The sequence below is a fragment of the Chryseobacterium sp. CY350 genome, assembly GCF_027945075.1.
Classification (GTDB): domain Bacteria; phylum Bacteroidota; class Bacteroidia; order Flavobacteriales; family Weeksellaceae; genus Chryseobacterium.
This window is the reverse complement of the sequence record NZ_CP116034.1, coordinates 3695102-3717868: the sequence shown is the minus strand read 5'-3', so window position 1 is coordinate 3717868 and position 22767 is coordinate 3695102. Positions and strand designations below refer to the sequence as shown.

Here is a 22767-nt window from a genome sequence, read left to right as displayed (position 1 = left end):
AAAATTGATAAATTTTATTAAAAATAAAAGTAAAATTAATAATAAATTCATTAATTTAGTAGTCTTAACCATAAAACTACGATCATGAGAAAATTCAATCTTTTTTTCATTTTCATCATTCTGCTATCTTTAGGAGGCTGTCGCTCTGAGTCAGAAACTCCTGTAGAAATCACGGAAAGTGTAATGAAAACCGGAAAATTATCAGGAAAAGTTATGTCGCAAAACGGAAGTAAACCGATAGGTGGAGCCTCAGTTTTTACATTTGACGAAAAGTATAAAATCTATCATACATTGTCAGATTCCGAAGGTAATTTTGTTTTGGAAGCTCCCGTTGGCGCAAAAACAGTGTACATACAGACCGGAAACGGAAGCAATTTCCGTACAGAAATTTCGGCTGTGGTAAAAGATAATGAAACTGTAAATTTAACGGCAAATCAGACAAAACTAAATCAGGTTGCAAAAATTGCTTACGTAAAAGGATCGTATGATAAAATTGAAGACATCATAGCAAACCTTGGATATACTGCAACCGAAATTACGAATGTTGATCTGGCAAACATCAATACACTCGCTCAGTACGATATTGTATTTCTAAACTGCGGTTCCCGAAATTACGCAGCAAACCAATCGCTTTATCCTTTAATTGATACCAATTTGGCAATTTTCGTTGCTAATGGTGGAAGTATTTATGCTTCAGATTGGGATGTTTCATATCTTGTTGGCGGAACCGACAATACCAACAATTGTTCTCTTTCAGGAGGATTTGTTCCTGACTCAAAATTATGTTCAAAAAATATTGGCTCAACAGGTCTTCTTGCAGCAAGTGTAAATAATGCCGGTTTGACTGCTGCGCTTGGATTTAATACATTAAATATTAATTATGACTTGGGAGCGTGGCAAAAAATTATCACTTATGATCCTGCGTATTGGGAAGTTTTAGTGAAAGATGCCATGACCAATGAAGCATTAATGTTGAGAACCAATCTGTTTACAGCGACAGGAATTCCTAATACACCGATCGGGAACGCTCCCAACACAACTTTCACAACTGTTTGTATTACACTTCCGGGGAATATTCAGATCAGCATTTCAGTTCCTACAGTTGCGGTTCCTTATTTAGTAGCACTCGGAGCAACCGTTGGTCCATGTTCAGGTGCGTCAGGAAGTGGTTATATTTACTACACTACTTTTCATAATCACGCCACAGGAAACATCGGTAATGCCGGAGTTATTTTACAGTATGTGATTGTTAATCTTTAGCAAATCGGCTTGAAAATTGATACTTACCAAAAGTGACTTTTCGGAGTCACTTTTTTATTAAAACTAAATTATGGATCATACAATTATCTCGATTATCGCAGTTATTTTACTCGTTTTAGGAGTGCTCGGAACTTTTTTACCAGTTTTGCCCGGACTCGTTTTAAGTCTTGGGGGACTTTTAATCTACAAATACGGAACAGATTCTGATATGTCTGTAATTTACATCTGGGCATTTGTTTTTCTTACGCTGGCTTCAGTAGTTTTAAATTATGTAATACCTGCAAAAACCAATCGGAAGTACGGAGGAACGCGATGGGGAAGCATAGGATCAATTATCGGAACTATTGTTGGGATTTTCCTTCCCATTCCGCTGGGATTTTTAGTAGGAATGTTTGCAGGAGTTTTTATTGGTGAACTTCTTCATGACAGCAAAGACATGAAAAAGGCCTTGCAGTCGACGAAAGGAGCTTTTATAGGATTTATTTACGGTACAGGTTTTAGCCTTGTAGTAGGATTGGCAATGTTATTTGTTGTAGTTTTGGATATCGTTAATGTAATTTAAAAAAATATGTTTTATAAAATTATCATATCAGGCTTTGCTTTCATGTTTTTAATGAACTGCAATTCCCAGAAAGAAACAAAAAATTCTGACAAAGTGATTTCAAAAAGCAATAAAAATGTGGAAGGAAAAATTATTTATTTTGCTGAAGGAGAAAATAAATTTCTCCCGGAATATCAGATGAATGTTACTTTCAAAAATATTTCTGAAGACAGCCGTTGTCCTGAAGGTGTCACCTGTGTTTGGGAAGGTGCAGCCGTTGCCAATATAGAATTTATGGGTACAACTACAAGACCTATTACAATTCCGTTAGCGACCACAGAAAATGCAGGAAGAAATTATCAGAAATCAACTTTTTTTAACGGATACACGATTTCTTTAATTGAAGTAAATCCCGCTCCAGCTTCTGGAGAAGGAGCAAAAGCTCTTGCCGGAAAATATAGAATAGGAATGGTGATAACGAAAGGCGGAAAAGATTCTACCACGAAATAGGCTTTTTACCTTTTGAAACCAAATATTCATTAATCTTTGAGAAAGGTTTGCTTCCGAAAAACCCTCGGTAAACAGAAAATGGTGAAGGATGCTTCGATTTTAAAATAAAATGTTTAGCCGGATCTATGAGTTCGGCTTTTTTTTGTGCAAAAGCGCCCCATAACACGAAAACTACATTTTCTCTTTTATCTGAAATTTCTTTAATAATATAATTGGTAAACGTTTCCCAGCCCAGATCTTTGTGAGAATTTGGAGTGTGAGCACGAACAGTCAAAGTTGCGTTCAGCAGTAAAACTCCCTGTTTTCCCCAATCGTCTAATTCTTTTGAAGTTCTTTCAACTCCCAAATCATCTTTTAGCTCAATGAAAATATTTTTAAGAGACGGCGGAGCAGTTACCTGTTCGGAAACCGAAAAACACAAACCATTTGCCTGAAAATCATTATGATAAGGATCTTGACCAATAATCACAACCTCAATATCATCAAAAGGTGTAATTTCTAACGCTCTGAAAATCTGGTTTTTTGGTGGAAAAACTTTTGTGGTTGCGTATTCCTGCTTGACTTTTTCCCAGAGATTGGTGAAGTAAGGTGTGCTTTTTATTGGGGCTAAGATTTCGGTCCAGGTCATATTTTTTTGATGATTTGATAATATTAATTTATAGATTTTAGTTCCAGATAGTTGTCTTTTCCAAATGTGATATAAAATAATGCCAAAAACGGATTTCTGCCACTTAGATTAAATCGGTAAGTTTCATCTGATTTTACATTTAAATCAACAAAATTGGATCGACACCAGTCAATTTTAGCTCTAATTTTATGCTTCCCTTCTTCTATTTCAAACTCTTTGGATTCGCCATCTAAAAGTTCACCAATCTTTATATCATCCAAATAAATTCCTATGGATCGTAAGTTATTTGAGTATTCCGATGAGCGATTAATAATGATCTTTGCCATTTTCAAACAATAATTTTGTTTTTTTAAATCAAATATTTCTTTTCAAACTAAAAACCAAATTTTCAGGAAAACCATCATCAGTCCTTCCATCCTGCAAAACAAAATCGTTTTTCAGTAGAAGTCCTTTTGAGTTTTCATTGAACTTATTGGTGAAAGCTAAAATTTCCAGCAAATTTAATTCATTAAAACCAAAATTGAAAACGGCAGTCAAAGCTTCTGACATGATTCCTTTTCTGTGATGATCGGGCAATAGTTCGTAACCAACTTCCGCTTCGCTTCTGTTTTCAGAAAATTTCCAGAGACAGATCGTTCCGATAAGGTTTTGTTGGTTTTTATAAGAGATTCCCCAATTCAAAGATTCATTATTCTTATTTCTTTTTTTGATCGTTAAAATAAAATCCAGTGCATCATAATTATTTTTTGGTGGAATTCTTTTCACAAATTGATTGACAACTTCATTGCTTCGGATTTTTAAAATATCTTCAACGTGACTTTCATCAATTTCCTTTAAAATCAAACGATCAGTTTCTATTCTCATATTTCAAATGTAATAAAAAACATATCTTAAATTAAATTAATTTTTAAAATAAACCATTAAGGTGAGTTAAGAAGTTAAGATTAATTAAGTAAAATCTATAGATTTTTTTTAAGCCAAACGTTATATTCGAATCTTTACTTCATATTCTTAACTCCTTAATAAAATCTTAATGGTTTAAAATAAATTAACTCATTTTCAAATTAATTATCTTTGCACTGTGTATATAAATAAAGAAGATTTAAACGAATTAGAGTTTCCGCAATTGCTCGCGGAAATTGCTCCTTTTGCATATTCTCCGAAAACGAAAGAAAAAATCCTTGAGCTTCGTCCGATGAAAATTGATGAGGCTGAACTTTCACTGAAAAAAACTTCAGAATATCTGTCGAGTTTTGAAAGTTCAAATGCGATCCCGTTTGATGAATATGAAGATATTGAGAGCGAACTGAAACTGATGCTCATCGAGAATTACCGTCTTGAAAACGTCGCTTTCATCAAAATAAAAACGCTTACCGAACAAATAGGAAAGCTTCAGAAGTTTTTCCCGACCATGCCCGATACTTTTCCAAATCTGATGAATGATGCTTCTGCTTTGGAATATAAAAAAGAAATCATCGATAAAGTTGATAAAGTATTCAACCGTTTTGGAGAAGTAAAAAGTGAAGCTTCCCCGATTCTGAAAACATTGAGAGCTGAAATTCAGGTGTCAAAAAAAGCGATTCAGGAAAATTTCAACAGAGTTTTATTCAATTACAGTCAGAGTGATTTTCTGGATGACATTCGTGAAAGTATTATAGAAGATCAAAGAGTTTTAGCGGTAAAATCTGCGTATAAAAAACGAGTTCCGGGAAGAGTGTTAGGACTTTCAAAAACAGGTTCGATTACTTTTATTCAGCCGGACAGCGTTGTGAAGCATTACTTTAAACTTCGTGAAGATCAGGAAGAAGAGAAGAAAGAAATCGATAAAATTCTGAGACAGCTTACGGCAGAACTGGCGGTTTTCCAGCCACAGCTTTGGAGATATCAGATTTATATTTTTGATTTAGATTTAACAAGAGCTAAAGCGAAATTCGGGGAATTGGTGAATGGTATCTTGCCTAAAATCAACCGTCACAAAACTTTAAAGCTAAGAGAAGCCTTTCATCCATTACTTTGGTTGAGAAATAAAGCAGAAAATAAAACGATTTTCCCGCAGACATTAAGTTTAACAGAACACAACAGAATTATCTGTATTTCCGGACCGAATGCAGGTGGAAAATCGATCACTTTAAAAACTGTCGGATTGCTTCAATTGATGATTCAGAGCGGAATTCTAATTCCTGCACATCCAAAATCCGAAATGTTTTTCTTTGATAAAATCATGACCGATATTGGTGATAATCAGTCTATTGAAAACCATCTTTCGACCTATTCATCAAGATTAAAGAAAATGGGTGGAATCATTCGTGAATCTAATCCTGATACGCTTTTATTGATCGATGAATTTGGAACGGGTTCAGATCCGGAATTGGGCGGAGCTTTAGCCGAAAGTTTCCTTGAGTTTTTCTATGATAAAAAGAGTTTTGCGATCATTACAACGCATTACACCAATATCAAACTGGTTGTAGAACAACTTCCGAACGCGATTAATGCTGCAATGCTTTTTGATGAAGAAACTTTGGAACCGATGTATAAATTAGAAGTCGGGCAAGCCGGAAGTTCATTCACGTTTGAAGTTGCTGAGAAAAATAAAATCCCACGATTTATCATTCATTCTGCGAAGAAAAAAGTGGAGCATGATATTGTTAATTTAGATAAAACCATCGTCAAACTTCAGCAGGAAAAATACGAAGTTGAAAAACTGAAAACCGATCTTGCCGAAAGAAAAGGCTCCGTGGAAGACAAAAGAGACAATCTTCAGAAACTTAACGAACAGCTTCAGCAAAAGCTTTTCAACTTTCAGAAACTGTATGAAGAAGAGCACAGAAAACTTCAGTTCGGGACAAAGATTGAAGGTTTTATCGACAGTTATGTAAAAGGAAAATCCAGAAAAGATGTTGTGAAAGATTTTGTAAAGATTCTTGAGCAGGAAAAATTCAGGAAAATCGGAGCCGATAAAGATGAAAGTAAGCGAATGCAGATTGTTAAGAGAAAAATCACTCAGCAGCTTAAAAAAGAAGATGTTATTGAAAAAATCTCCGAAACCAACGAAAAAATAGAGGAAAAACGTAAAACCGATCGCGCGGTGTGGATGAAAATCGGGCAGCGTGTAAGAATTACCGGAAGCACAAGCGTAGGAACAATTGAAACAATTTCTAAAAATAAGGTGACCGTCAATTACGGGAGTTTCAAAACGGTGATTAGTGCCGATGAATTGGAAAGAATTTAAATAAAAAGAGAGTGTTTATAAGCACTCTCTTCTTGTTTTATTTTTTAATAAATTTCAATCGATTTGTTTTTTCTTTATTATTGATATTAATAAAATAAATTCCTTTCAAAAGCTGATGAACATTTACTTTTCCATCCGAAATTTTGCCTGAACTCACTTTTTGTCCGGCTGCATTGTAAATTTCAAAGTCTGTTTCTGAAGATATTCCTGAGATATTTATAATATCCGAAACAGGATTTGGGCAGATATTGATTTCTTTGTTTTTTTCAATCTCATTAACAGCAAGATTTGGAGTTGTAGATAAATAAACGCCATAATCTTCTACCTCACCATACCCAAAATTCCCGCATCCGTTTGATACATAAGTATTTGAGAAGATAACCCTCATTGTCACTGCACAATTGATGACACTACCGATTGCTGCAGAAGTTGGAACATTAAAAGAACTGGCGATCGTATTGTTGGTATTGGATGTAGCACTCACAGTCAGTTCAGCACTTTCGAAAATTCCGTTTGCATTGTAATCTATCCAAACATTTACATACGCAGCAGACGGATTGACCGGTCCGCTTTTTGTCATGGAAAACACATTATTTGTAGAACCATAGACCAAATTTACTTTTCTGGTAGGATCAGAACGATAGTCTGTGTAATTTGATGTTCCGGAATTGCTTACCATCGGCAAAACCCCGAACAGAGGCGGTGGTGTAACGGTCACATTTGAAATATGCATTAAACCCGAATCTGTAGACGAAGATACGCAATTATCAACCGACAATGTCGTAAACACCACAATTACAGAAACATCCGATGGATTGCTCAAATCTCTTATTCTCACATCATATTTTGTACAAGATTGTAAAGAGTTTATTGTGAGTATCGGAACATTGGTTTGAGCAGAATTCCAGGCAGCTCCTACACCGGAAGGTCTGTACTCAAACAGATAATTTGAGCTTGGTATAGAACTGCAAGTTATTGTAGCAGAAGTTGCAGTAATATTAGAAACTACAACAATTGCAGGAACAGTGAAAGGTGTTTCTAATAAGTTCTTATCTAAATGTTTACTTTGGTAAATTGAAATTCCTGATAAGACAAGTAATAAAAAAAGTAGTTTTTTTGCCATATTTTCTGATTTTTAGTTATCTGTCTAAATTAATGTAAATTATCAAATTATTCACTAAATTTGGTATAAATAATCCAATACAAATGGTAAATAATACTCTTATTTTTAAAAATGCTAACCGATCTTAAAATTTTATGGATCTTTTACAGAAAACTGCTGATTCCCGCAGTTTTATTTTCTTTGTTGATGACATTCATGGCTGGAATGAGTTTTGAAATTTTCGGTTTGTGTTTTATATTGCTTTTACCTTTAATGCATTATTTTATTTACGAATTGAGATTTAAAAATGAATATTTTTTCTACGCCAATTTTGGGTTTTCAAGGGTGTTTTTATGGATTTTCACCTTGTCTATTGGTTTAATGATAAAATTTATCACTCTATTTTTATGAGTACACTTCATGTAGACAGCGTTACAAAATCTTTTGGTGAAAAGAAAGTTTTGGAGGATATTTATTTAGGTTGCAAAACAGGAGAAATCATAGGAATTCTTGGTAGAAACGGTTCCGGGAAATCGACGCTATTCCAAATTATTTTTGGAACCATGAAAGGTGACGGTCAATATGTGAAAGTGAATGACGTTATCGTTAGGAGTCAATTTGACCGTAAAAACAGGATTTCTTATTTACCACAGTCCTCTTTTCTTCCTCAAAATATTCGAATTAAAAAACTCATAAGCTTATTTTGTGATAAGGCAGATTCTGCAAAACTTTTTCAGTCAGAATTACTTCAGCCTTTTATAAATGAAATTCCAAGAAACATTTCCAGTGGCGAATTAAGAATTTTAGAAGTTTTACTGATCATTTTTTCAAAAGCCGAATTTATTTTATTGGATGAACCATTTCACAGCCTTTCGCCAAAAATAGTTTCCAGCATAAAGAATATGATTAAAAAACAATCAGAAAATAAAGGTTTTATCATCTCTGATCATCAATATCAGGACGTTTTGGATATTTCAGATCGTATTTATCTGCTTTCCGATGCTTATTTAAAACCAATAAAAGATTTAACAGAATTGCAAAGGTTTAATTATCTTCCGAAAAATATTTAATTTATATCTTTGAGGTATAAATATTCTTTCCAAATGACTTTCATCAACAAAGCGATTTATTTATCGGTATTCAGTATTTTTTCTTTTTCGCTGCTTTTTGCACAGAATAAAGTGCCTTTCGGAGTTGTAAAAGCAACCGAAGGTTATGCAATGGTGCGTGTTCACAAAGAAGACTACCGAAAAATCGTTGACAAAATCCGAATGAAAAAAGGTGATGTCTTTGTTTATGTAAAGCCTGCTCCGGGAGAAACCGACTGGATCTGGATCAAATATCCGGAAAAAGAAGAAACCGAAAAACCTTTTGTAAGATACGACAGCCTGATGAAAGAAGGAATGGTGAATAAAGACCGTATCGCTTTTATTGATCAGCTTCCACAATTTACACCGTCAAAATCTAAAAACGGAAAATCTATCATTTTCACCGATAACAACAACCCAAAAATTCCGACAGCGCAGAGAAGTAAAGTCGTTATTGATATTTACCCTTCAAATGCCGGGTTCCGCAAGCAGGTAAAAGATACTGATGGAAATATCACCTCGATCGACAAAGTAAAACCATGGGGAATTGATAAGGAATTGCCTGTAGGAATGACCGAGATCAAATCGATCAGAGTACAACAACCAGGAAGAGGTTCTGTTTTTGTGAGAGAAGCCATTAAGAATATGTTTCAACCTACGATGGATTTCGAAAACATCGGAGTGACTTCTATCGACGACGATCATATTTTTCTTTATATGATCAACGGTTCGGGAGCGAACAGATACACGACGCTCTGGACTATCAAGGAAGGAAAAGTAATCAGTCAGATTATTTTTAAAAATCCTGAATAATTCATCTATTTATCATTATTTTTGCCCACGGAAAAGTTAAAATTTAGCTTTCCCGAAAATTGGTTCTGCTTAACCGCAGATGAAAAGGGAATCGTGTGAAAATCACGAGCTGTCGCGCAACTGTAAAGTAACTGAGTCTTTATTAAAAACCACTGTGCAAGGTGTATGGGAAGGAAATAAAGATGTTACAAGTCAGGAGACCTGCCATTTTTCTTTAGACAAAAACTTTCGCGATCTGAAGTTTGTTGATCTTATGGTATTCAGGAATTTCATGTTCCTGCTGTTTCTGTTTGTTTCAATCTTTTCATTTTCGCATTAATTTAAAAATGAAATATGACTACAGAAGAAAGAATTACAAACTCCGAAACGCGAATTTTTAAAGCGGTTTTCCCCAATACAACCAATCATTATGACACACTTTTCGGCGGCACAGCGATGCAGTTGATGGATGAAGTTGCTTTTATCACCGCAACACGTTTTGCAAGGAAACGAGTGGTAACCGTAAGCAGCGATAAAATCGATTTTAAAAAACCAATTCCGGCAGGAACGATTGTAGAACTGATCGGGAAAGTTTCTCATGTAGGAAAAACAAGTATGAAGGTGAATGTAGAAATCTACACCGAGCAAATGTATTCTTACGAAAGGGAAAAAGCAATAGTGGGTGATTTTACTTTTGTAGCGATTGACGAATCTAAGAAACCAATTCAAATACTATAAATTCAGGTAGGTTTCGGCGGGCTTTGCCCGCCGAAACCTTTTTTCCACCTTAACGAAAATTTCAGATTTAATCTAAAATTTCAAGCCGAATATCTATCGGGATCGTCGTTATAATCAAAATATTATGTTCTTCGTCACGTACCGTTACATCAGCATCCGAAAAACTGCCGTCATGATTTTTTTTTAAGACCTTAAGATCTTTTACACTCAAAAACTTTTTCGGTATCGAAAGCGTGTAGTTATTTTCACTTTGATGATATTGTAGATCTTCTCTGCTGTAATCTTTTGTCTGCATACCTTTTTTAGGAAATACAACAATCAGCACACCAAAGTTTTCAGAAGTATTTTAAAATTTTAAAAAAATTATTTCAAAACCTTCTCCGTTTCAAGATTTTTAATCATTAAAAATTGGAAAGCCTCTCCCATCTCGTCAGAAGCTCTGCTTATCGCATTTTCGAGCATGTTTCTTACCTGTATTTCGGTTACCGCAGCTTCCGTCCAGCTTTTTCCTGATGTATGAGAATTGAGAATGAAAGGCATTATTCTATCAATTGCACAGGCAAATATTGCATCAGGAGTTTGCTCTTCTTCAAATTCTAACCAGAGATTGAAAAATTCTGAACGAATTGGCTCATCTATAATTCCAAATATATTCTGAGCTGATATTTTTTCTCTTTCGAACTTGCCCACCATTGCTGCTTCATCAAAAATAAAGGTATCACCTGCTTCAATTTCAACCAAATCATGAATTGAAAGCATTCTGATTACTCGCAACAAATCGATGTCTGCTCTGTTTTTTGCGTAAGGAAAGAGAATCTGCGCCAATATAATGATCTGCCAAGAATGTTCGGCAGTATTTTCTCTTCGGGAATCGTCGGCGTTATAATTTCTTCTCTGGACATTTTTTAAAGCATCGATTGCGATAATAAAATCAATTTCCTTTTTAATTTTCATCTTCAAAAATAAGAAAAAGTAAGGAATCTAACTGCTTTGTAAGAAAATGAATTGATAGTGATAAATAGAAATAAAAATATTTATCACTGATATTCAATACTTTAATGTAAATTTAAAAATAATTTCACTACTTTGTATTGCATATTACCATTTTAATTACATATCTTTGTAATGTAGAATCGGAGAAGGTTTAACTAGCTAGAAACGAAATCTGATTTTATATAACTAATTAACAAACTTAATAAAGATGAATACTGAAAATACCAAAGCGCAAATGCGAAAAGGGATTCTGGAATTCTGTATTTTAAGCCTCATCAATAATCGCGAAATGTATGTTTCTGATTTAATTGATGAACTGAAAAAAGGAAAACTGGATGTAGTGGAAGGAACCCTCTATCCTCTTTTAACCCGATTGAAAAACGGAGAATTTCTCTCTTACAGATGGGAAGAATCTACCGGAGGGCCGCCAAGAAAATACTATCAGATAACAGAAAAAGGCAAAACTTTTCTAGCTGAACTGCAAAATACCTGGAAAGAACTGACAAATTCTGTAAACCAAATCACTCAAAATATTTAAAAACAAAAGCTATGAACAAGACACTCTCAATAGGACTCGCAGGTTTTTCTTTTACTATAGAAGAACACGCATATATAAAGCTCAGCGATTATCTTAACGCTCTTAGAAGCTCACTAGAGGCTTCTGAAGCAGACGAGGTAATGCACGATATAGAAATAAGAATGGTTGAAATCTTCAGAGATACTTTAGGAAAACGAGAAGTAATCAACGATACAGACGTAGAAAGAGTAATTGCTCAAATCGGTTCTCCTGAAAAGATCGAAGAGCAGGAAGAAGCTTATTATTCTGAAAAAAATACAAAAAGAGAAAGCTCAGGAACAACGTACACAGACAAAAGACAATTGTTCCGTGATCCTGAAAGACAAAAAATTGCCGGTGTTTGTGCAGGTTTGGCTCATTACGTTGGGATGGATATCACGGCAATGAGAGCAATCTGGTTAGGGATTTTCGTTCTGGGGATTTTTACGGCAGCAATTTCTTCGTCTTTGATCGGTCTTCTGTACATTATACTTTGGGTTGTTTTACCAAAAGCAGAAACGGCAGCAGATTTTTTGAAAATGAAGGGAAAGCCTATGAACTTCGACAATCTTAAAAACGAATCTAACAAACTTGTACAGTTTGCTAATGAATCTACGCAGAGAGTCGGAGAAATCTACATCGAAAACAAACCTTATATCAATAATGCAGGAAGCGGAATCTGGAACGTAATCCGTTATTTTCTAGGAGGAATTTTTGCATTAATGTCATTTGGATGTCTGATTGGTGTTTTTGTAGTCTTTGGCTTCATGGGCAACGACAGCTTTCCTCCAATCAATCAAATGGATTTTTATTTTGATAATGATGGAATGAAATACATCATTATGGTAATGATCGTTTTAGGAAGTCTGATTCCGGCATTGTTATTTGGGTTATTGAGCATGAAATTAATTTCACCAAAAACAAAACTGAGAAATACAGGTTGGGTAATCGGAGCATTGATTCTTGCATTAATCGCAGTTTCCACTTATTTCGGAATCAGCATGGCTAAAAAAGATATGTTTTTAAAAGGTCATAAAGAGGATACAGAAGAGATTGCCATTCCTACAACTTCAGATAGTATTTATGTTGATATTAAGCAAATTACGATACCTCAAAACTTTAAAGGATATGATGACGATATCTATTCTGATAAAATATCTGTTTACGAAAAAGACTGGGTTCATGTAGATGTAACGAGAAAAGCTGATATTAAAACACCATATTTAATCATTAAAAAAGAAGCTAAAGGTTATAATATTCCGCTTAACGCAAGTATTCCTGTAGAAATCGTTGGAAATAAAGTAATTCTTCCGAACTATATTAAATATCCTTATGATCACCGTTTCAGAGATTACAGCATTGATTATGAATTGGTAATTCCGCAAAACGCAGTCGTTATCCCTTTAAAGAAAGACGGAATCAATTTTGACGGTGACACAGACGGAAACGGTATCAACGACAATGACGAAGAAGACAATGATGATGAAACCGGTAATATTCAAATTGAAAAAAATAAAATCTCAATCAACGGTGCTACCATCGAATACAGCGATAATGATAAAGACAGCGTGATCATTAATGGAAAGAAATATCAAAAAAATGAAGCTGAAAAAATCATGGATACCATGAAGATGAATATCGATAAAATGAAGGATGTAGACATCAAGATAAAAGACGGTAAAAAAGAATTTTCGATTAAACCAAATAATTAACCTGAGAGAGTGAATGAAGGTGTGGATGAATAGCAAATGTTTGAAACCCACACCCTTCTACTCTCAATAAAAACTAAAAATTCTTCATTAATTAGTGGTTTATATACTAAAATAGTCTTATATTCGTAAAAAATTTAACCAACACAAAAACATCAAATCATGGTACAAGTAGTTTTAGAGATCGCAGTAAAAATCGCAGATTTAATCAGCGGATTATTTTAAGAGACATAATATTTCAATATATTTGTAAAGTATAACCACTATCTGGTTATACTTTTTTGTTTTTAAAATTAAATTAATGAAAAAGCTGATTGGCAAACTGATGCTAAAAATTCTGGGTTGGAAAGTCGTTTTACAAGGCGATGCCAACAGTCTCAATCGTTGTATTCTGGTGGTAGCACCACACACGCACAATATGGAATATCTTTTGGGAAATCTTGCCTATTGGACTCTCGGAAAACCTTTGAAAATCATCATTAAAGATGCTCACACTAAAGCTTGGTACGGTTCGGTAGTTCGTGGACTGGGAGGAATCGGCATCGACAGAAGCCAGAAAAATGATCTGATTAATTTCGTAGCCAATGAATTTAAGAAAGATGATTTTAGTCTTGTAATTACTCCTGAAGGAACCAGAAGCTGGGTTCCGAAATGGCGGAAGGGTTTTTATCACATGGCTTTGGCAGCGAAGGTTCCGATTGTTTTGGCAGCGGGAGATTTCAAGAGAAATATTGTTTACCTCGGCTATACAATTCCGTATGAAAGAATAGCTTCGGCATCTTTCCTGGAAATCATGGAAGAAATTCAAAATTATTATATCAAATACGATATCGGTCCTAAAATTCCATCCAACTGGAATCCGAATATTATAGGAGATGAAGTTAGAAGTTAGAAGTTAGAAGTTAGAAGTTAGAAGGAAGATTACCGTTAGCAATTACTCATTAGTTATTTAAAACATGTATACAGAAGGCAAAACAAAAAAAGAGATCTTAGAATTTATTAATAATTGGGGTGAAGAAACCTTTGCAAAAACTCTTGACATACAATTCATCGACATCGATCTCGAAAACGAAACTCTTACCGCAACAATGCCTGTTACGCCGAAAATTCATCAGCCTTTCGGGATTATGCATGGCGGAGCAACTTGTGTATTAGCCGAAACTATGGGTTCTAGCCTTTCGAATATGTTCATTGACGGAAGCAAATATTTCGGTGTAGGAACAAATATAAATTCGAATCATTTAAGAAGCAAAAAAGACGGAATCGTTACGGCAGTAGCAAGATTCATCAGAAAAGGAAAAACAATGCACGTTTCTGAAATTGAAATTCGGGACGAAAAAGACCAGTTAATCAGTCATACAACGATGACGAATAATATTATTAAAAAGTGATATTTAAAATTAAAATATAGAAGGCTCAAAAATTTTGAGTCTTTTTTTATATACTTGCTGCAACCTTTTGAATTTTCTGCATCTTATAATTGTAACCAAAAAATGATCAATTATGAAAAATTATCTACTTCTATTATTTTGTTCGGTTTTCTTTATTTTAAATTCGTGTAGGGATCAAGAAGAGAATACTGAAAGCAAAACTCCTGTAACTGTACAGCTAATCGGGAAAGGTGATTTGGTTGGAAATAATATTCCGCAGCAAAATACCGTCATCACAACCTCTGCACAATGGAACACTCTTCTTAATAACTTAGATGCTTCCAATAATATTTCAGGTGGTTTCACAGAAACTAATGTAGATTTTAATCAGTTTATGATTATTGCAACCTTTGATCAGGTTTTTCCCAATGGCGGACATTCTATCGACATTATTGCTGTTGACGAAAATCCTCAAAACATCATCGTTGATGTTGAAAAACTGTTAACAGGAAACGTGACGGCAGTTGTAACGCAACCCTATCATATTGTGAAAATTCCTAAAAGCACAAAACCGATTATATTTCAATAAATTTATTTGCAACCTTTTGACTTTTCTGCATCCTATAATAAAATAACTACCATGAAAAATTTAATTTTACCTTTTTTATTGATATTGACTTTAGTGTTTTCTTGTAGAAGTGAGGATTACGGATTGCTTGAGAAAAAAGTCAATTCTTACGATGTATATGTTGGTGGAACAGAAAATCTACAAGTGTGCTTTTGGAAAAATAATCAGAAAACCATTTTGCCCGGCGGTGATAACCTTAATGGAGTTCAGATTGAAGTGGATAAATGACGTCTACGTATTGGCTGTAAACATTGAAAATATGGATCAAATTCGTGCTTGGTATTTTTGGAAAAACGGAGTAAAATATAATGTTGCCCAATACCTCAATGTAGCTGCAAATAATACAAATGCACAAGACAACCTACTTCTTTTAACAAAAATGATCGTTAAGAATGGAGATATTTATTTTGCAGGAACGATAAAAAATCCAAATCCGACCTCAAGTTTAGATCAATATCAAATATGCTACTGGAAAAACGGATTGAAAACAGTTGTTAGTAATGTTAGTGATGAATCAATCGGCGGATTTGAATTATTTAATAATGATATTTATATTGCAACACGTAAAAATTTCAATTACAGCAATTTGACTTGGGATCTTATGCATTATAAAAATGGAATTGTATTTTCTTCAACTACTAATAGTTCTGCCATGCCAGAAGGCTATTTTAAAAATTCTTCGGAAATGTTTTTGCTTGAAAAACATTATACAAATCCCCCATATACTTCAAGTTACATACGAATTTACAAGAATATTCTTACTAATACAACCCTTAACATTCCTGCACTTATAACATCTACACCAATTAATTATGAATACTGGAATGAAAATGACAAATATTACGTTGGTGATGATTTCTATTACAAAAATAATAATCTCATACAAATAAATGATCCTACAGGATTTAATAGAATCGGACGTCTTTTAGTAAAAGATCAAAATATTTACATGACAAGAACGAAAAATAGTGTTGTGAAATTTTTCATCAACAATGTAGATACAATGACTATAACAGACACAACAAAAGGATGTTTCAACGACATATTTGTAGTTCAAAACTAAGTAGTATATGCACAAAACAAACTGGCAAAAAATCTATCTCGACTATTCCCCGAAACTTTTGGGGATTTGTCGCAGATATGTCGCAGACTTACAGACTGCGGAAGATCTTTTGCAGGACAGTTTTATCTTGGCGATGCAAAAAAGCCATCAGCTAAAAGACGAAAAAGCTTTATTTGGCTGGCTCAAAACTATTGTTGTCAATAGTGCTTTACAGCATTTACGAAGCAACTCCAAAGAAATTTTCGTATCCACAGAAATATCAGAAATCCCGGAACAATTGACCGAAATGAATAACTCTTCCACAGAAAAAAATCACGTTTTAGCCTACGATTTCACCAGAGAAGAACTGTTGAAGTCTATCGACAGTCTGCCATTGCATCACCGTTCGGTTTTCAATTTATATTTCATCGAAAACAATTCTCATCAGGAGATTGCAAAACTATTGGGTATAAACGTTAACACTTCAAAATCACATTTGCTGAGAGCAAAAAAATCTGTTCAGAATTATTTATTAAACAATTTCGTCACTCAAGACACTCCTAAAAACAACAAAAAAGTTACTCAATTACTTGTTTTTTTAGGATTTGGCAGCTTGATGTGGGCACAGACTTTTCAAAGTAAATTTGCTGATTTTAAGATTACGCCGTCAAAAAATCTTTCAATTCCGAATAATGTTTCTTCGACTACTGTTTCTTTTTCAGGTCCCGGCAAAAATCTTCTGAAGAAACTGATTATTACCGCTACATTATTTATTACTCTTATCATTTCGATCGTAGCTTTTGAAGAAAATAAATCATTTAAGCAAGGAATTTCACTAGCTGAATCGACCATGAAAAATGAGATAGAAAATAATGTAAATAAAAATTCTACGGAACCAAAATCAGAAGTTATTAAAAAGACTGATATTCAAAATGAAGAATTAAATAAAATCGACTTAAATCGAAAGACAGAAAATCAAGAGAATATTTCAAGACCAATTCTTACAAAAGAAAAAAAATTACATTCAAAAGATTCTGTTGATAATGCTCTTAAAAAAGTAATTATCATAAAAAAAATAATCCAGAGAGACACCATTTTTATTGAACGACCTAACTAAAAACCCGAACATGTTTTTAAAAAAACTAATTTTCATTTTCACAGTTTTATTACTGCAAACTACACAGGCGCAGAAAAAGAAAGCAGACACTATATTTGTTTATGAAAAAGTGATCGTTTACGACACAATTTATTTAGAGAAAGCAGTAAAAAGCAGAGTGAACGGAATTCAAATTTCCCTTCCAACTGTAAAAGATCAGTTTGTTGAAAACAGAATTTTTAAAGTAAAGAAAATAACACCTAAAAAAACTTTTCTCCAAAGTTTACAATATGGCGTAGAAGGCGGAATTGGTTTTAAAAACAACAGTTGGGCAAGAGCATTGCATAGCGACAAACTGCAGTTTGGGGAAAATCTGGGATTATGGTTTTCCAAAAAGGTAAGTTCAAATTTGTTACTGATGTTATCAGCCAATATTTATCGCTGGAACTCTACTTTTGATCTTGATGCCAATGAAGACGAAACTTATTTGAATGGATTTTATTTTACAAAAGACAATCAACCACTGCTTTTTCAAAGATTTAACAATAAACATTTTGAATATACAGGGCAACTGAAAATATTGTACGAGTGGAAAAAATTCAGGCCATTTGCGGGATTTGCTGTCAATAAAAACATTTATAAAATGCGGTTTTTGGTGCCCGAAAATCAAAACCTTAATAAACCTAACGATTTTAGAAGCTACAAACTCAATATTGGCTTTTCGTTTGGACTGCAATATCAGATTTCCCCCAAAATATCCGTAACATCAGATTATCAGCAGTTTTCACTTAACAATTTATCTTTAAAAAACAGCTCGTTTGATTTTGACATTTTTAAGACTAATAATACCTTTGCTGAACGAAAACTGAACTTGGGAGTTGCCTATTTTATTTCCAGATAATAGTTTTAAAAAGTATTAGATTATGATTTACTTCAAATTTCCTTTTAACGAAAAAATGTATTCCATAGAAGAAAATTCAGATAAAAAGTCGGTTATTTTCAAGTCTTTTGATCAGGCGGAAAGTATTAATTTTAATGGAAATATTTTTGAAGCAAGCAACATTGATAAAAGACTCTCCAGCAAATCATTAATTCAGGAAGAATCTGATTTTTCACCAGAATCTCACCATGAATATTTGGAAAAACTTCACAAGGTTATTAAAATTGTTAAAGAAAACAATCTTCAAAAGCTGGTTCTATCACGAAGAAAAATTTTCAAAGACTTTAGTGAAATTAATTTAGAACAGAGTTTTAAAAACCTCTGTCAATCGTATCCGAACGCTTTCAGATATCTGTTTACAAAGAATGGAAATACGTGGATTGGTGCGTTCTCGGAAGTTTTAGGAAAATATAATAAAACTACGCACGAGTTTGAAACGATGAGTTTAGCGGGAACCATTCCGGTATCAGAAACCTGGAGTACAAAAGAAATTGAAGAACAGAAACCCGTTTCTTCGTACATCAGAAATGTCTTGCAAAAATTCCGAAAAGATTCAGAGATTTGGGAATCCGAAACCTATGATCATATATCTGGCAATATCAAGCATTTAAGAACTGATTTTAAATTGAAAATCAGCGCTGAAGATCTTGATGCAATTATTGAAGAACTTCATCCCACCCCAGCTGTTTGCGGGATCCCGAAAGATTTCTGCAAAGAGAAAATTCAGGAGCTGGAAAAATTTCCAAGAGAATTATACGCAGGATTTATAAGAATTGAAACTGATGAATTCATCCAGTATTTTGTGAATCTACGTTGTGCAAAACTTTATCGTGACGCTGTACATCTCTTCGTGGGTGGCGGAATCACGGCTGAGAGCGATCCTGATAAAGAATGGATGGAAACTGAATTGAAGTCTGAAGCTGTTCTGAAAAATCTCTCTCTTTTAAGCTAAAATCACGTACAGAATTTTAATTACGGTGAACTTTCAAATTTTGTAAATTGTGTAGGTTTGCTGCTGCAAAATTCTCCCTTATGACAAAATAATCATTACATATTAATTACAAATAATTGACGACAAGATAAACGTGTTTGACGAACATAAAAAATCCTCTTTCAGAACCTGAGAGAGGATTGTATTTTTATATCTGAAAAAGATTATTTCTTTACTCCGATTTTACTCCATGTATTCATGATGAAAAGCAAGAAAAGTCCTACCACACCACAAATAATTGAAATTACATATTTCATATTGTCTTCAGACGAAATCTCTGAATGCCAGTCGATCGCGTAAATATTGATAGCAATAACCACGATAAAAACGATTAAAAATACTTTATAAAACTTCTGCATGATCTAAAAATTTATATAATTCTGCACCAATTGTGCAAAGTTTGCTGTAAATAATTTAATTGAAATCGCAAGCAGGATGATCCCGAAAACTTTCTGTAGAATAGACAACGTTGCCTCTCCCATTTTCTTCTCCAACCAAGGCGCTGATTTCAGCACCAAATATACGAAAATTGTATTGAGAATGATCCCAAGAATGATATTGATGTCATGAAATTCTGCACGTAAAGACAAAGTTGTGGTTAAAGTTCCGGCTCCGGCAACCAAAGGAAAAGCAATCGGAACAATAGATGCAGCTTTCGCTTCGGTGGTCTTATTGATTTCAATCCCTAAAATCATTTCCAAAGCGATGATAAAGATTACAAATGCACCCGCGATGGCAAATGAATTAACATCTACACCAATAAATTTTAAAATTTTATTTCCAACAAACAGAAATATAATCATGATCAATCCCGCTGTAATTGATGCACGTTTTGCTTCAATTTGTCCAAATTTCTGCTTTAAACTTACAATAATAGGAATTGAGCCAATGATGTCGATCACTGCAAAAAGAACCATAAAACACGTCATTGTCTCTTTAAGAGAAAAATCCTGAAAAACTTCCACCATTTGATAATTATTAATTTCGCAAAATTATGAATAAAAAATGATTATTTGCTAATCTGAGAATATAAATTGATTATATCTTTTAGTATTTCGCTAATTCCTTCCTGAGATTTTACGGGAGTAAATTTCTCAATCTGAATTCTCTGTGATAGATTTCTATATTCTTCAGCTACTAAACTACCTTTATAGCTTTCCAAAAACTGTCTGAAATCTTCTTTTGAACTCTGAAAATATTGATTTCGAACTTCAGAATCCAGCTCTTCGGCTGTTTTAAAGAAAGCATCAAAATTTTGACTGTCTTTGAGGTTTTCAAGATAACTGAAGTAATCTCCAACGTCAGTCTTTAAGTTTTCCCTGATTGCTCGTTCAGTTTCAGCAACTGATCCGAGATCTCGTGGTGCAGATTTTACCTTTTTTAAATCTCTCTTCTTTTGCCAGTTTTTAAATATGAGGTAAGCGATCAATAATCCGAAAAGAATTCCGAGGTTAATAAAAAGTACCTTCCAGTTGAATCTGCTTTTTTCTTTAACCTTAAAAGTTGTGGTTTTTAAAACCGGACTGTTAACGGTTTCCAGTAAAGTATTGGTATATTCATTCACTTTTTCTACGGTGGTACGCGATTCTAAAACCTGATCGTGTGAGAATGCCGTAAGATTCAACGTTTCCTGACCCAAATTTACATATTCTTTTTCTGCGGGATTAAAGAATGCAAATTCCTCAGTTTTTATATTAAGAACACCAGCTTTATTAGGAATCAGTATATAATTGGCCAAGACATACCCTTTGATTCCTTCTACTCCTGTCTTTACTTTTGATGTTATCTTTGGTGCAAAAACTTCGTAATCTGGCGATGCCTGAATTTTTGGAATTTCCATGTCGGATAAATTGCCCTCTCCGGAAACTTTAAGAATAATATTTATCGGTTTTTTAGCTTCAATTTTTTCCTTCGCCTCATGATAAAAATCAACTTTAAAGTTTCCTACCGCATTTTTGAAACAGTCGGGAGAACCTTCCGGAAGCTTTTTTACATTTAACTTTACTTTATTTGAAACAATTTTGTTCTTATTTGAGTATGAATTTACCGAAGCCGAAACCGACGGAACCTCAACGAATCCCGATTCATCCGGAAAGACGATAAACATCGAAAGAATCTGCGATGGCATATTGTAAACACCTGAAGGATCAATCTCCGATCTGCGGAAACTTACGGGATGTACATTTAAATTATCCTGCTCAGGAAGATTAATATTCTTTACTTTTCGCAAATTATCAATATTCTTAGAGTAAACCCGTAAAACAGCTAATGTTGGCTGGTTTTGATAAACATCTTTATCCTCAATTTCCATATTGAGATAGACGTCATTATCTGTGTTTTTTGCAACAGTTTTTTTCTCAACATCTCGTATGAAGATATCGAAAGGCTCAGTTTTGTAGATTTTGTTATTTACGGTCACCAGCACAGAACCAATTCTTATCTTACCTTTTTGTTTAGGTTCGAGTGCAATTCTCGTGATATACTGTTCCACAGCGACATTAGATTCAGGATCTCTGACAGCCTGATTAAAAGAACCGCTGCCGATCATACTAAATTTTGAGAGATCCGGAAGCTGAATTTTACTTTGCTGTTCAAGATTGTCACCATTCAGTTCTAATGTGATGGTAAGATTTACAATCTCTTTACCGTTGTAATCACTTTTATCAGGTTTCATCCTAAGTTCTACCTGTCCGTAAGCAATTACAGAGACAAAAGTCATTAATATGTAAAATAATTTTTGTGTCATCACCAATCTTTCTCGTTGCTTTGAGGCAGTGAGTAAGAATTTTTATTTAAAATCCTCTTGGCGGTTTCTTTTTCTTTTTCACCTACTTTATTCAGGATAGCGTTTTCAACATCTTTCGGCATTCTGCCTTCTCTATTTTTATCTTTATCAGGCTGATCTCCTTTTTCGCTTTCACCTTCATTTTCCTTTCCTTGGCCTTTATTCTGATTTTTCGGATCACCATTCTTGTCCTTATTCTTTTGCTGGTCTTCGCCACCGCCGCCTTTACCAGATTTGCTTTCCTGTTCTTTTTGTTTCTTTTCTTTCTCTTTCAGTTTTGCGATTTCAAAATTCTTTCTTGTAGCTTCATTGTAAGGATCTTGTTTTAGAGATTGCTTGTAATAATCAGCAGCTTTCTCCGGCTGATTCATCTGCATATATGAATTTCCAAGATTATGTAAAGCAGCAGCCTTATCGGGAATAGTTTGTGATAGGCTTTTAGCTTTTTCAAATTCAGCTTTTGCCTCTTCGTATTTTTTACTTTTGTATAATGCATTACCCAGATTGTAATGTGCAGTAAATTCTTTTTCATTAGATTTTACCGCTTCCATATATCTTGATGATGCACCGTCATAGTCTTTATTCTTGAATTTCTGATTACCTTCGTATACCAAAGTTTTATAGTTCTTTTGCCCAAATAATGTATTCGGGAAAAGAAAAGAAATCATTAACGACAAAAATAAAATTTTAGTATTCATCACTTGCAAAATTATTCCTTTATATGTTAAGAAACAGTCTCTTATTTGTTAAAGTTGGGTTAAAGTATTCA

27 protein-coding genes and 1 riboswitch are annotated in these 22767 nt (G+C 33.9%); of the genes, 17 read left to right on the top strand and 10 right to left on the bottom strand.

Annotation, left to right across the window (positions count from 1 at the left end):
- Positions 1 to 84: 84 nt before the first annotated feature.
- The 3 genes from PGH12_RS17410 to PGH12_RS17400 all read left to right on the top strand — a co-directional run bounded on the left by PGH12_RS17410 (position 85) and on the right by PGH12_RS17400 (position 2311).
- Positions 85 to 1260 (top strand): hypothetical protein, encoded by a 1176-nt coding sequence (locus PGH12_RS17410; protein WP_267598745.1) that lies wholly within the window; start codon positions 85 to 87, stop codon positions 1258 to 1260.
- 70 nt (positions 1261 to 1330) lie between these two features.
- Entirely contained in the window at positions 1331 to 1822 is a 492-nt protein-coding gene (locus PGH12_RS17405) for a DUF456 domain-containing protein (protein WP_267598744.1), read from the top strand.
- Positions 1823 to 1828: 6 nt separating this feature from the next.
- A complete protein-coding gene (locus PGH12_RS17400; protein WP_267598743.1) occupies positions 1829 to 2311 on the top strand; it encodes a hypothetical protein in 483 nt (160 codons plus the stop codon).
- On the opposite strand, the gene PGH12_RS17395 is transcribed toward PGH12_RS17400, so the two are convergent.
- From PGH12_RS17395 to PGH12_RS17385, 3 genes are read right to left on the bottom strand one after another with little or no spacing between them, the layout of a single operon-like run.
- Positions 2298 to 2939: a uracil-DNA glycosylase gene (locus PGH12_RS17395; protein WP_267598742.1), complete on the bottom strand. Its 642-nt coding sequence runs from the start codon at positions 2937 to 2939 to the stop codon at positions 2298 to 2300. The genes PGH12_RS17400 and PGH12_RS17395 overlap by 14 nt on opposite strands.
- 23 nt (positions 2940 to 2962) lie before the next feature.
- Positions 2963 to 3265 (bottom strand): hypothetical protein, encoded by a 303-nt coding sequence (locus PGH12_RS17390; protein ID WP_267598741.1) that lies wholly within the window; start codon positions 3263 to 3265, stop codon positions 2963 to 2965.
- A 28-nt stretch (positions 3266 to 3293) separates the two neighbouring features.
- Positions 3294 to 3803, bottom strand: a complete 510-nt coding sequence (locus PGH12_RS17385) for a GNAT family N-acetyltransferase (protein WP_267598740.1) — start codon at positions 3801 to 3803, stop codon at positions 3294 to 3296.
- 217 nt (positions 3804 to 4020) lie between these two features.
- On the opposite strand from PGH12_RS17385, the gene PGH12_RS17380 reads away from it, so the two are divergent.
- Complete coding sequence (locus PGH12_RS17380) at positions 4021 to 6168, top strand: endonuclease MutS2 (RefSeq protein WP_267598739.1); 2148 nt, start codon at positions 4021 to 4023, stop codon at positions 6166 to 6168.
- 37 nt (positions 6169 to 6205) lie between these two features.
- Here the strand turns inward: PGH12_RS17380 and PGH12_RS17375 are convergent, their stop codons facing one another.
- Positions 6206 to 7291 (bottom strand): GEVED domain-containing protein, encoded by a 1086-nt coding sequence (locus tag PGH12_RS17375; protein ID WP_267598738.1) that lies wholly within the window; start codon positions 7289 to 7291, stop codon positions 6206 to 6208.
- Positions 7292 to 7677: 386 nt separating this feature from the next.
- Between PGH12_RS17375 and PGH12_RS17370 the strand changes: the two genes are divergently transcribed.
- The 3 genes from PGH12_RS17370 (at position 7678) to PGH12_RS17360 (ending at position 9888) form a co-directional block, all read left to right on the top strand.
- A complete protein-coding gene (locus tag PGH12_RS17370) occupies positions 7678 to 8340 on the top strand; it encodes an ATP-binding cassette domain-containing protein (protein ID WP_267598737.1) in 663 nt (220 codons plus the stop codon).
- A gap of 33 nt (positions 8341 to 8373) precedes the next feature.
- Positions 8374 to 9171 (top strand): hypothetical protein, encoded by a 798-nt coding sequence (locus tag PGH12_RS17365; RefSeq protein WP_267598736.1) that lies wholly within the window; start codon positions 8374 to 8376, stop codon positions 9169 to 9171.
- A 43-nt stretch (positions 9172 to 9214) separates the two neighbouring features.
- A riboswitch (cobalamin riboswitch) is annotated at positions 9215 to 9394 on the top strand.
- A gap of 110 nt (positions 9395 to 9504) precedes the next feature.
- Positions 9505 to 9888, top strand: coding sequence for an acyl-CoA thioesterase (locus tag PGH12_RS17360; RefSeq protein ID WP_267598735.1), 384 nt, complete (start codon positions 9505 to 9507; stop codon positions 9886 to 9888).
- A gap of 67 nt (positions 9889 to 9955) precedes the next feature.
- Here PGH12_RS17360 and PGH12_RS17355 read toward each other — a convergent pair whose 3' ends face one another.
- Positions 9956 to 10183, bottom strand: a complete 228-nt coding sequence (locus PGH12_RS17355; RefSeq protein ID WP_267598734.1) for a hypothetical protein — start codon at positions 10181 to 10183, stop codon at positions 9956 to 9958.
- 68 nt (positions 10184 to 10251) lie between these two features.
- Positions 10252 to 10842, bottom strand: a complete 591-nt coding sequence (locus PGH12_RS17350; protein WP_267598733.1) for an HD domain-containing protein — start codon at positions 10840 to 10842, stop codon at positions 10252 to 10254.
- 247 nt (positions 10843 to 11089) lie between these two features.
- Between PGH12_RS17350 and PGH12_RS17345 the strand changes: the two genes are divergently transcribed.
- The 10 genes from PGH12_RS17345 (at position 11090) to PGH12_RS17300 (ending at position 19174) form a co-directional block, all read left to right on the top strand.
- Positions 11090 to 11419 (top strand): PadR family transcriptional regulator, encoded by a 330-nt coding sequence (locus PGH12_RS17345; RefSeq protein ID WP_267598732.1) that lies wholly within the window; start codon positions 11090 to 11092, stop codon positions 11417 to 11419.
- A gap of 11 nt (positions 11420 to 11430) precedes the next feature.
- Positions 11431 to 13149 (top strand): PspC domain-containing protein, encoded by a 1719-nt coding sequence (locus PGH12_RS17340; RefSeq protein ID WP_267598731.1) that lies wholly within the window; start codon positions 11431 to 11433, stop codon positions 13147 to 13149.
- 298 nt (positions 13150 to 13447) lie between these two features.
- Positions 13448 to 14038 carry a 1-acyl-sn-glycerol-3-phosphate acyltransferase gene (locus tag PGH12_RS17335; protein WP_267598730.1) on the top strand — a complete coding sequence of 197 codons (591 nt, stop codon included), beginning with the start codon at positions 13448 to 13450 and terminating at the stop codon, positions 14036 to 14038.
- 64 nt (positions 14039 to 14102) lie between these two features.
- Positions 14103 to 14537 (top strand): PaaI family thioesterase, encoded by a 435-nt coding sequence (locus PGH12_RS17330; protein ID WP_267598729.1) that lies wholly within the window; start codon positions 14103 to 14105, stop codon positions 14535 to 14537.
- 112 nt (positions 14538 to 14649) lie between these two features.
- Entirely contained in the window at positions 14650 to 15105 is a 456-nt protein-coding gene (locus PGH12_RS17325; protein WP_267598728.1) for a protease complex subunit PrcB family protein, read from the top strand.
- A gap of 51 nt (positions 15106 to 15156) precedes the next feature.
- Positions 15157 to 15372 (top strand): hypothetical protein, encoded by a 216-nt coding sequence (locus tag PGH12_RS17320; protein WP_267598727.1) that lies wholly within the window; start codon positions 15157 to 15159, stop codon positions 15370 to 15372.
- A gap of 31 nt (positions 15373 to 15403) precedes the next feature.
- Positions 15404 to 16207 (top strand): hypothetical protein, encoded by an 804-nt coding sequence (locus PGH12_RS17315; RefSeq protein ID WP_267598726.1) that lies wholly within the window; start codon positions 15404 to 15406, stop codon positions 16205 to 16207.
- A gap of 7 nt (positions 16208 to 16214) precedes the next feature.
- Entirely contained in the window at positions 16215 to 17303 is a 1089-nt protein-coding gene (locus PGH12_RS17310) for an RNA polymerase sigma factor (RefSeq protein ID WP_267598725.1), read from the top strand.
- Between the two features lie 10 nt (positions 17304 to 17313).
- Complete coding sequence (locus tag PGH12_RS17305; RefSeq protein ID WP_267598724.1) at positions 17314 to 18183, top strand: hypothetical protein; 870 nt, start codon at positions 17314 to 17316, stop codon at positions 18181 to 18183.
- Between the two features lie 22 nt (positions 18184 to 18205).
- On the top strand, positions 18206 to 19174 hold the full coding sequence (locus PGH12_RS17300) for a chorismate-binding protein (RefSeq protein ID WP_267598723.1): 969 nt from the start codon (positions 18206 to 18208) through the stop codon (positions 19172 to 19174).
- A 203-nt stretch (positions 19175 to 19377) separates the two neighbouring features.
- Here PGH12_RS17300 and PGH12_RS17295 read toward each other — a convergent pair whose 3' ends face one another.
- From PGH12_RS17295 to PGH12_RS17280, 4 genes are read right to left on the bottom strand one after another with little or no spacing between them, the layout of a single operon-like run.
- Positions 19378 to 19572 (bottom strand): hypothetical protein, encoded by a 195-nt coding sequence (locus PGH12_RS17295; RefSeq protein WP_267598722.1) that lies wholly within the window; start codon positions 19570 to 19572, stop codon positions 19378 to 19380.
- 3 nt (positions 19573 to 19575) lie between these two features.
- Positions 19576 to 20181, bottom strand: a complete 606-nt coding sequence (locus PGH12_RS17290; protein ID WP_416258827.1) for a MarC family protein — start codon at positions 20179 to 20181, stop codon at positions 19576 to 19578.
- Positions 20182 to 20222: 41 nt separating this feature from the next.
- Positions 20223 to 21959: a BatD family protein gene (locus PGH12_RS17285; RefSeq protein ID WP_267598721.1), complete on the bottom strand. Its 1737-nt coding sequence runs from the start codon at positions 21957 to 21959 to the stop codon at positions 20223 to 20225.
- Positions 21959 to 22696 (bottom strand): tetratricopeptide repeat protein, encoded by a 738-nt coding sequence (locus PGH12_RS17280; RefSeq protein ID WP_267598720.1) that lies wholly within the window; start codon positions 22694 to 22696, stop codon positions 21959 to 21961. The genes PGH12_RS17285 and PGH12_RS17280 overlap by 1 nt, the downstream gene beginning before the upstream one ends.
- Positions 22697 to 22767 lie beyond the last annotated feature (71 nt).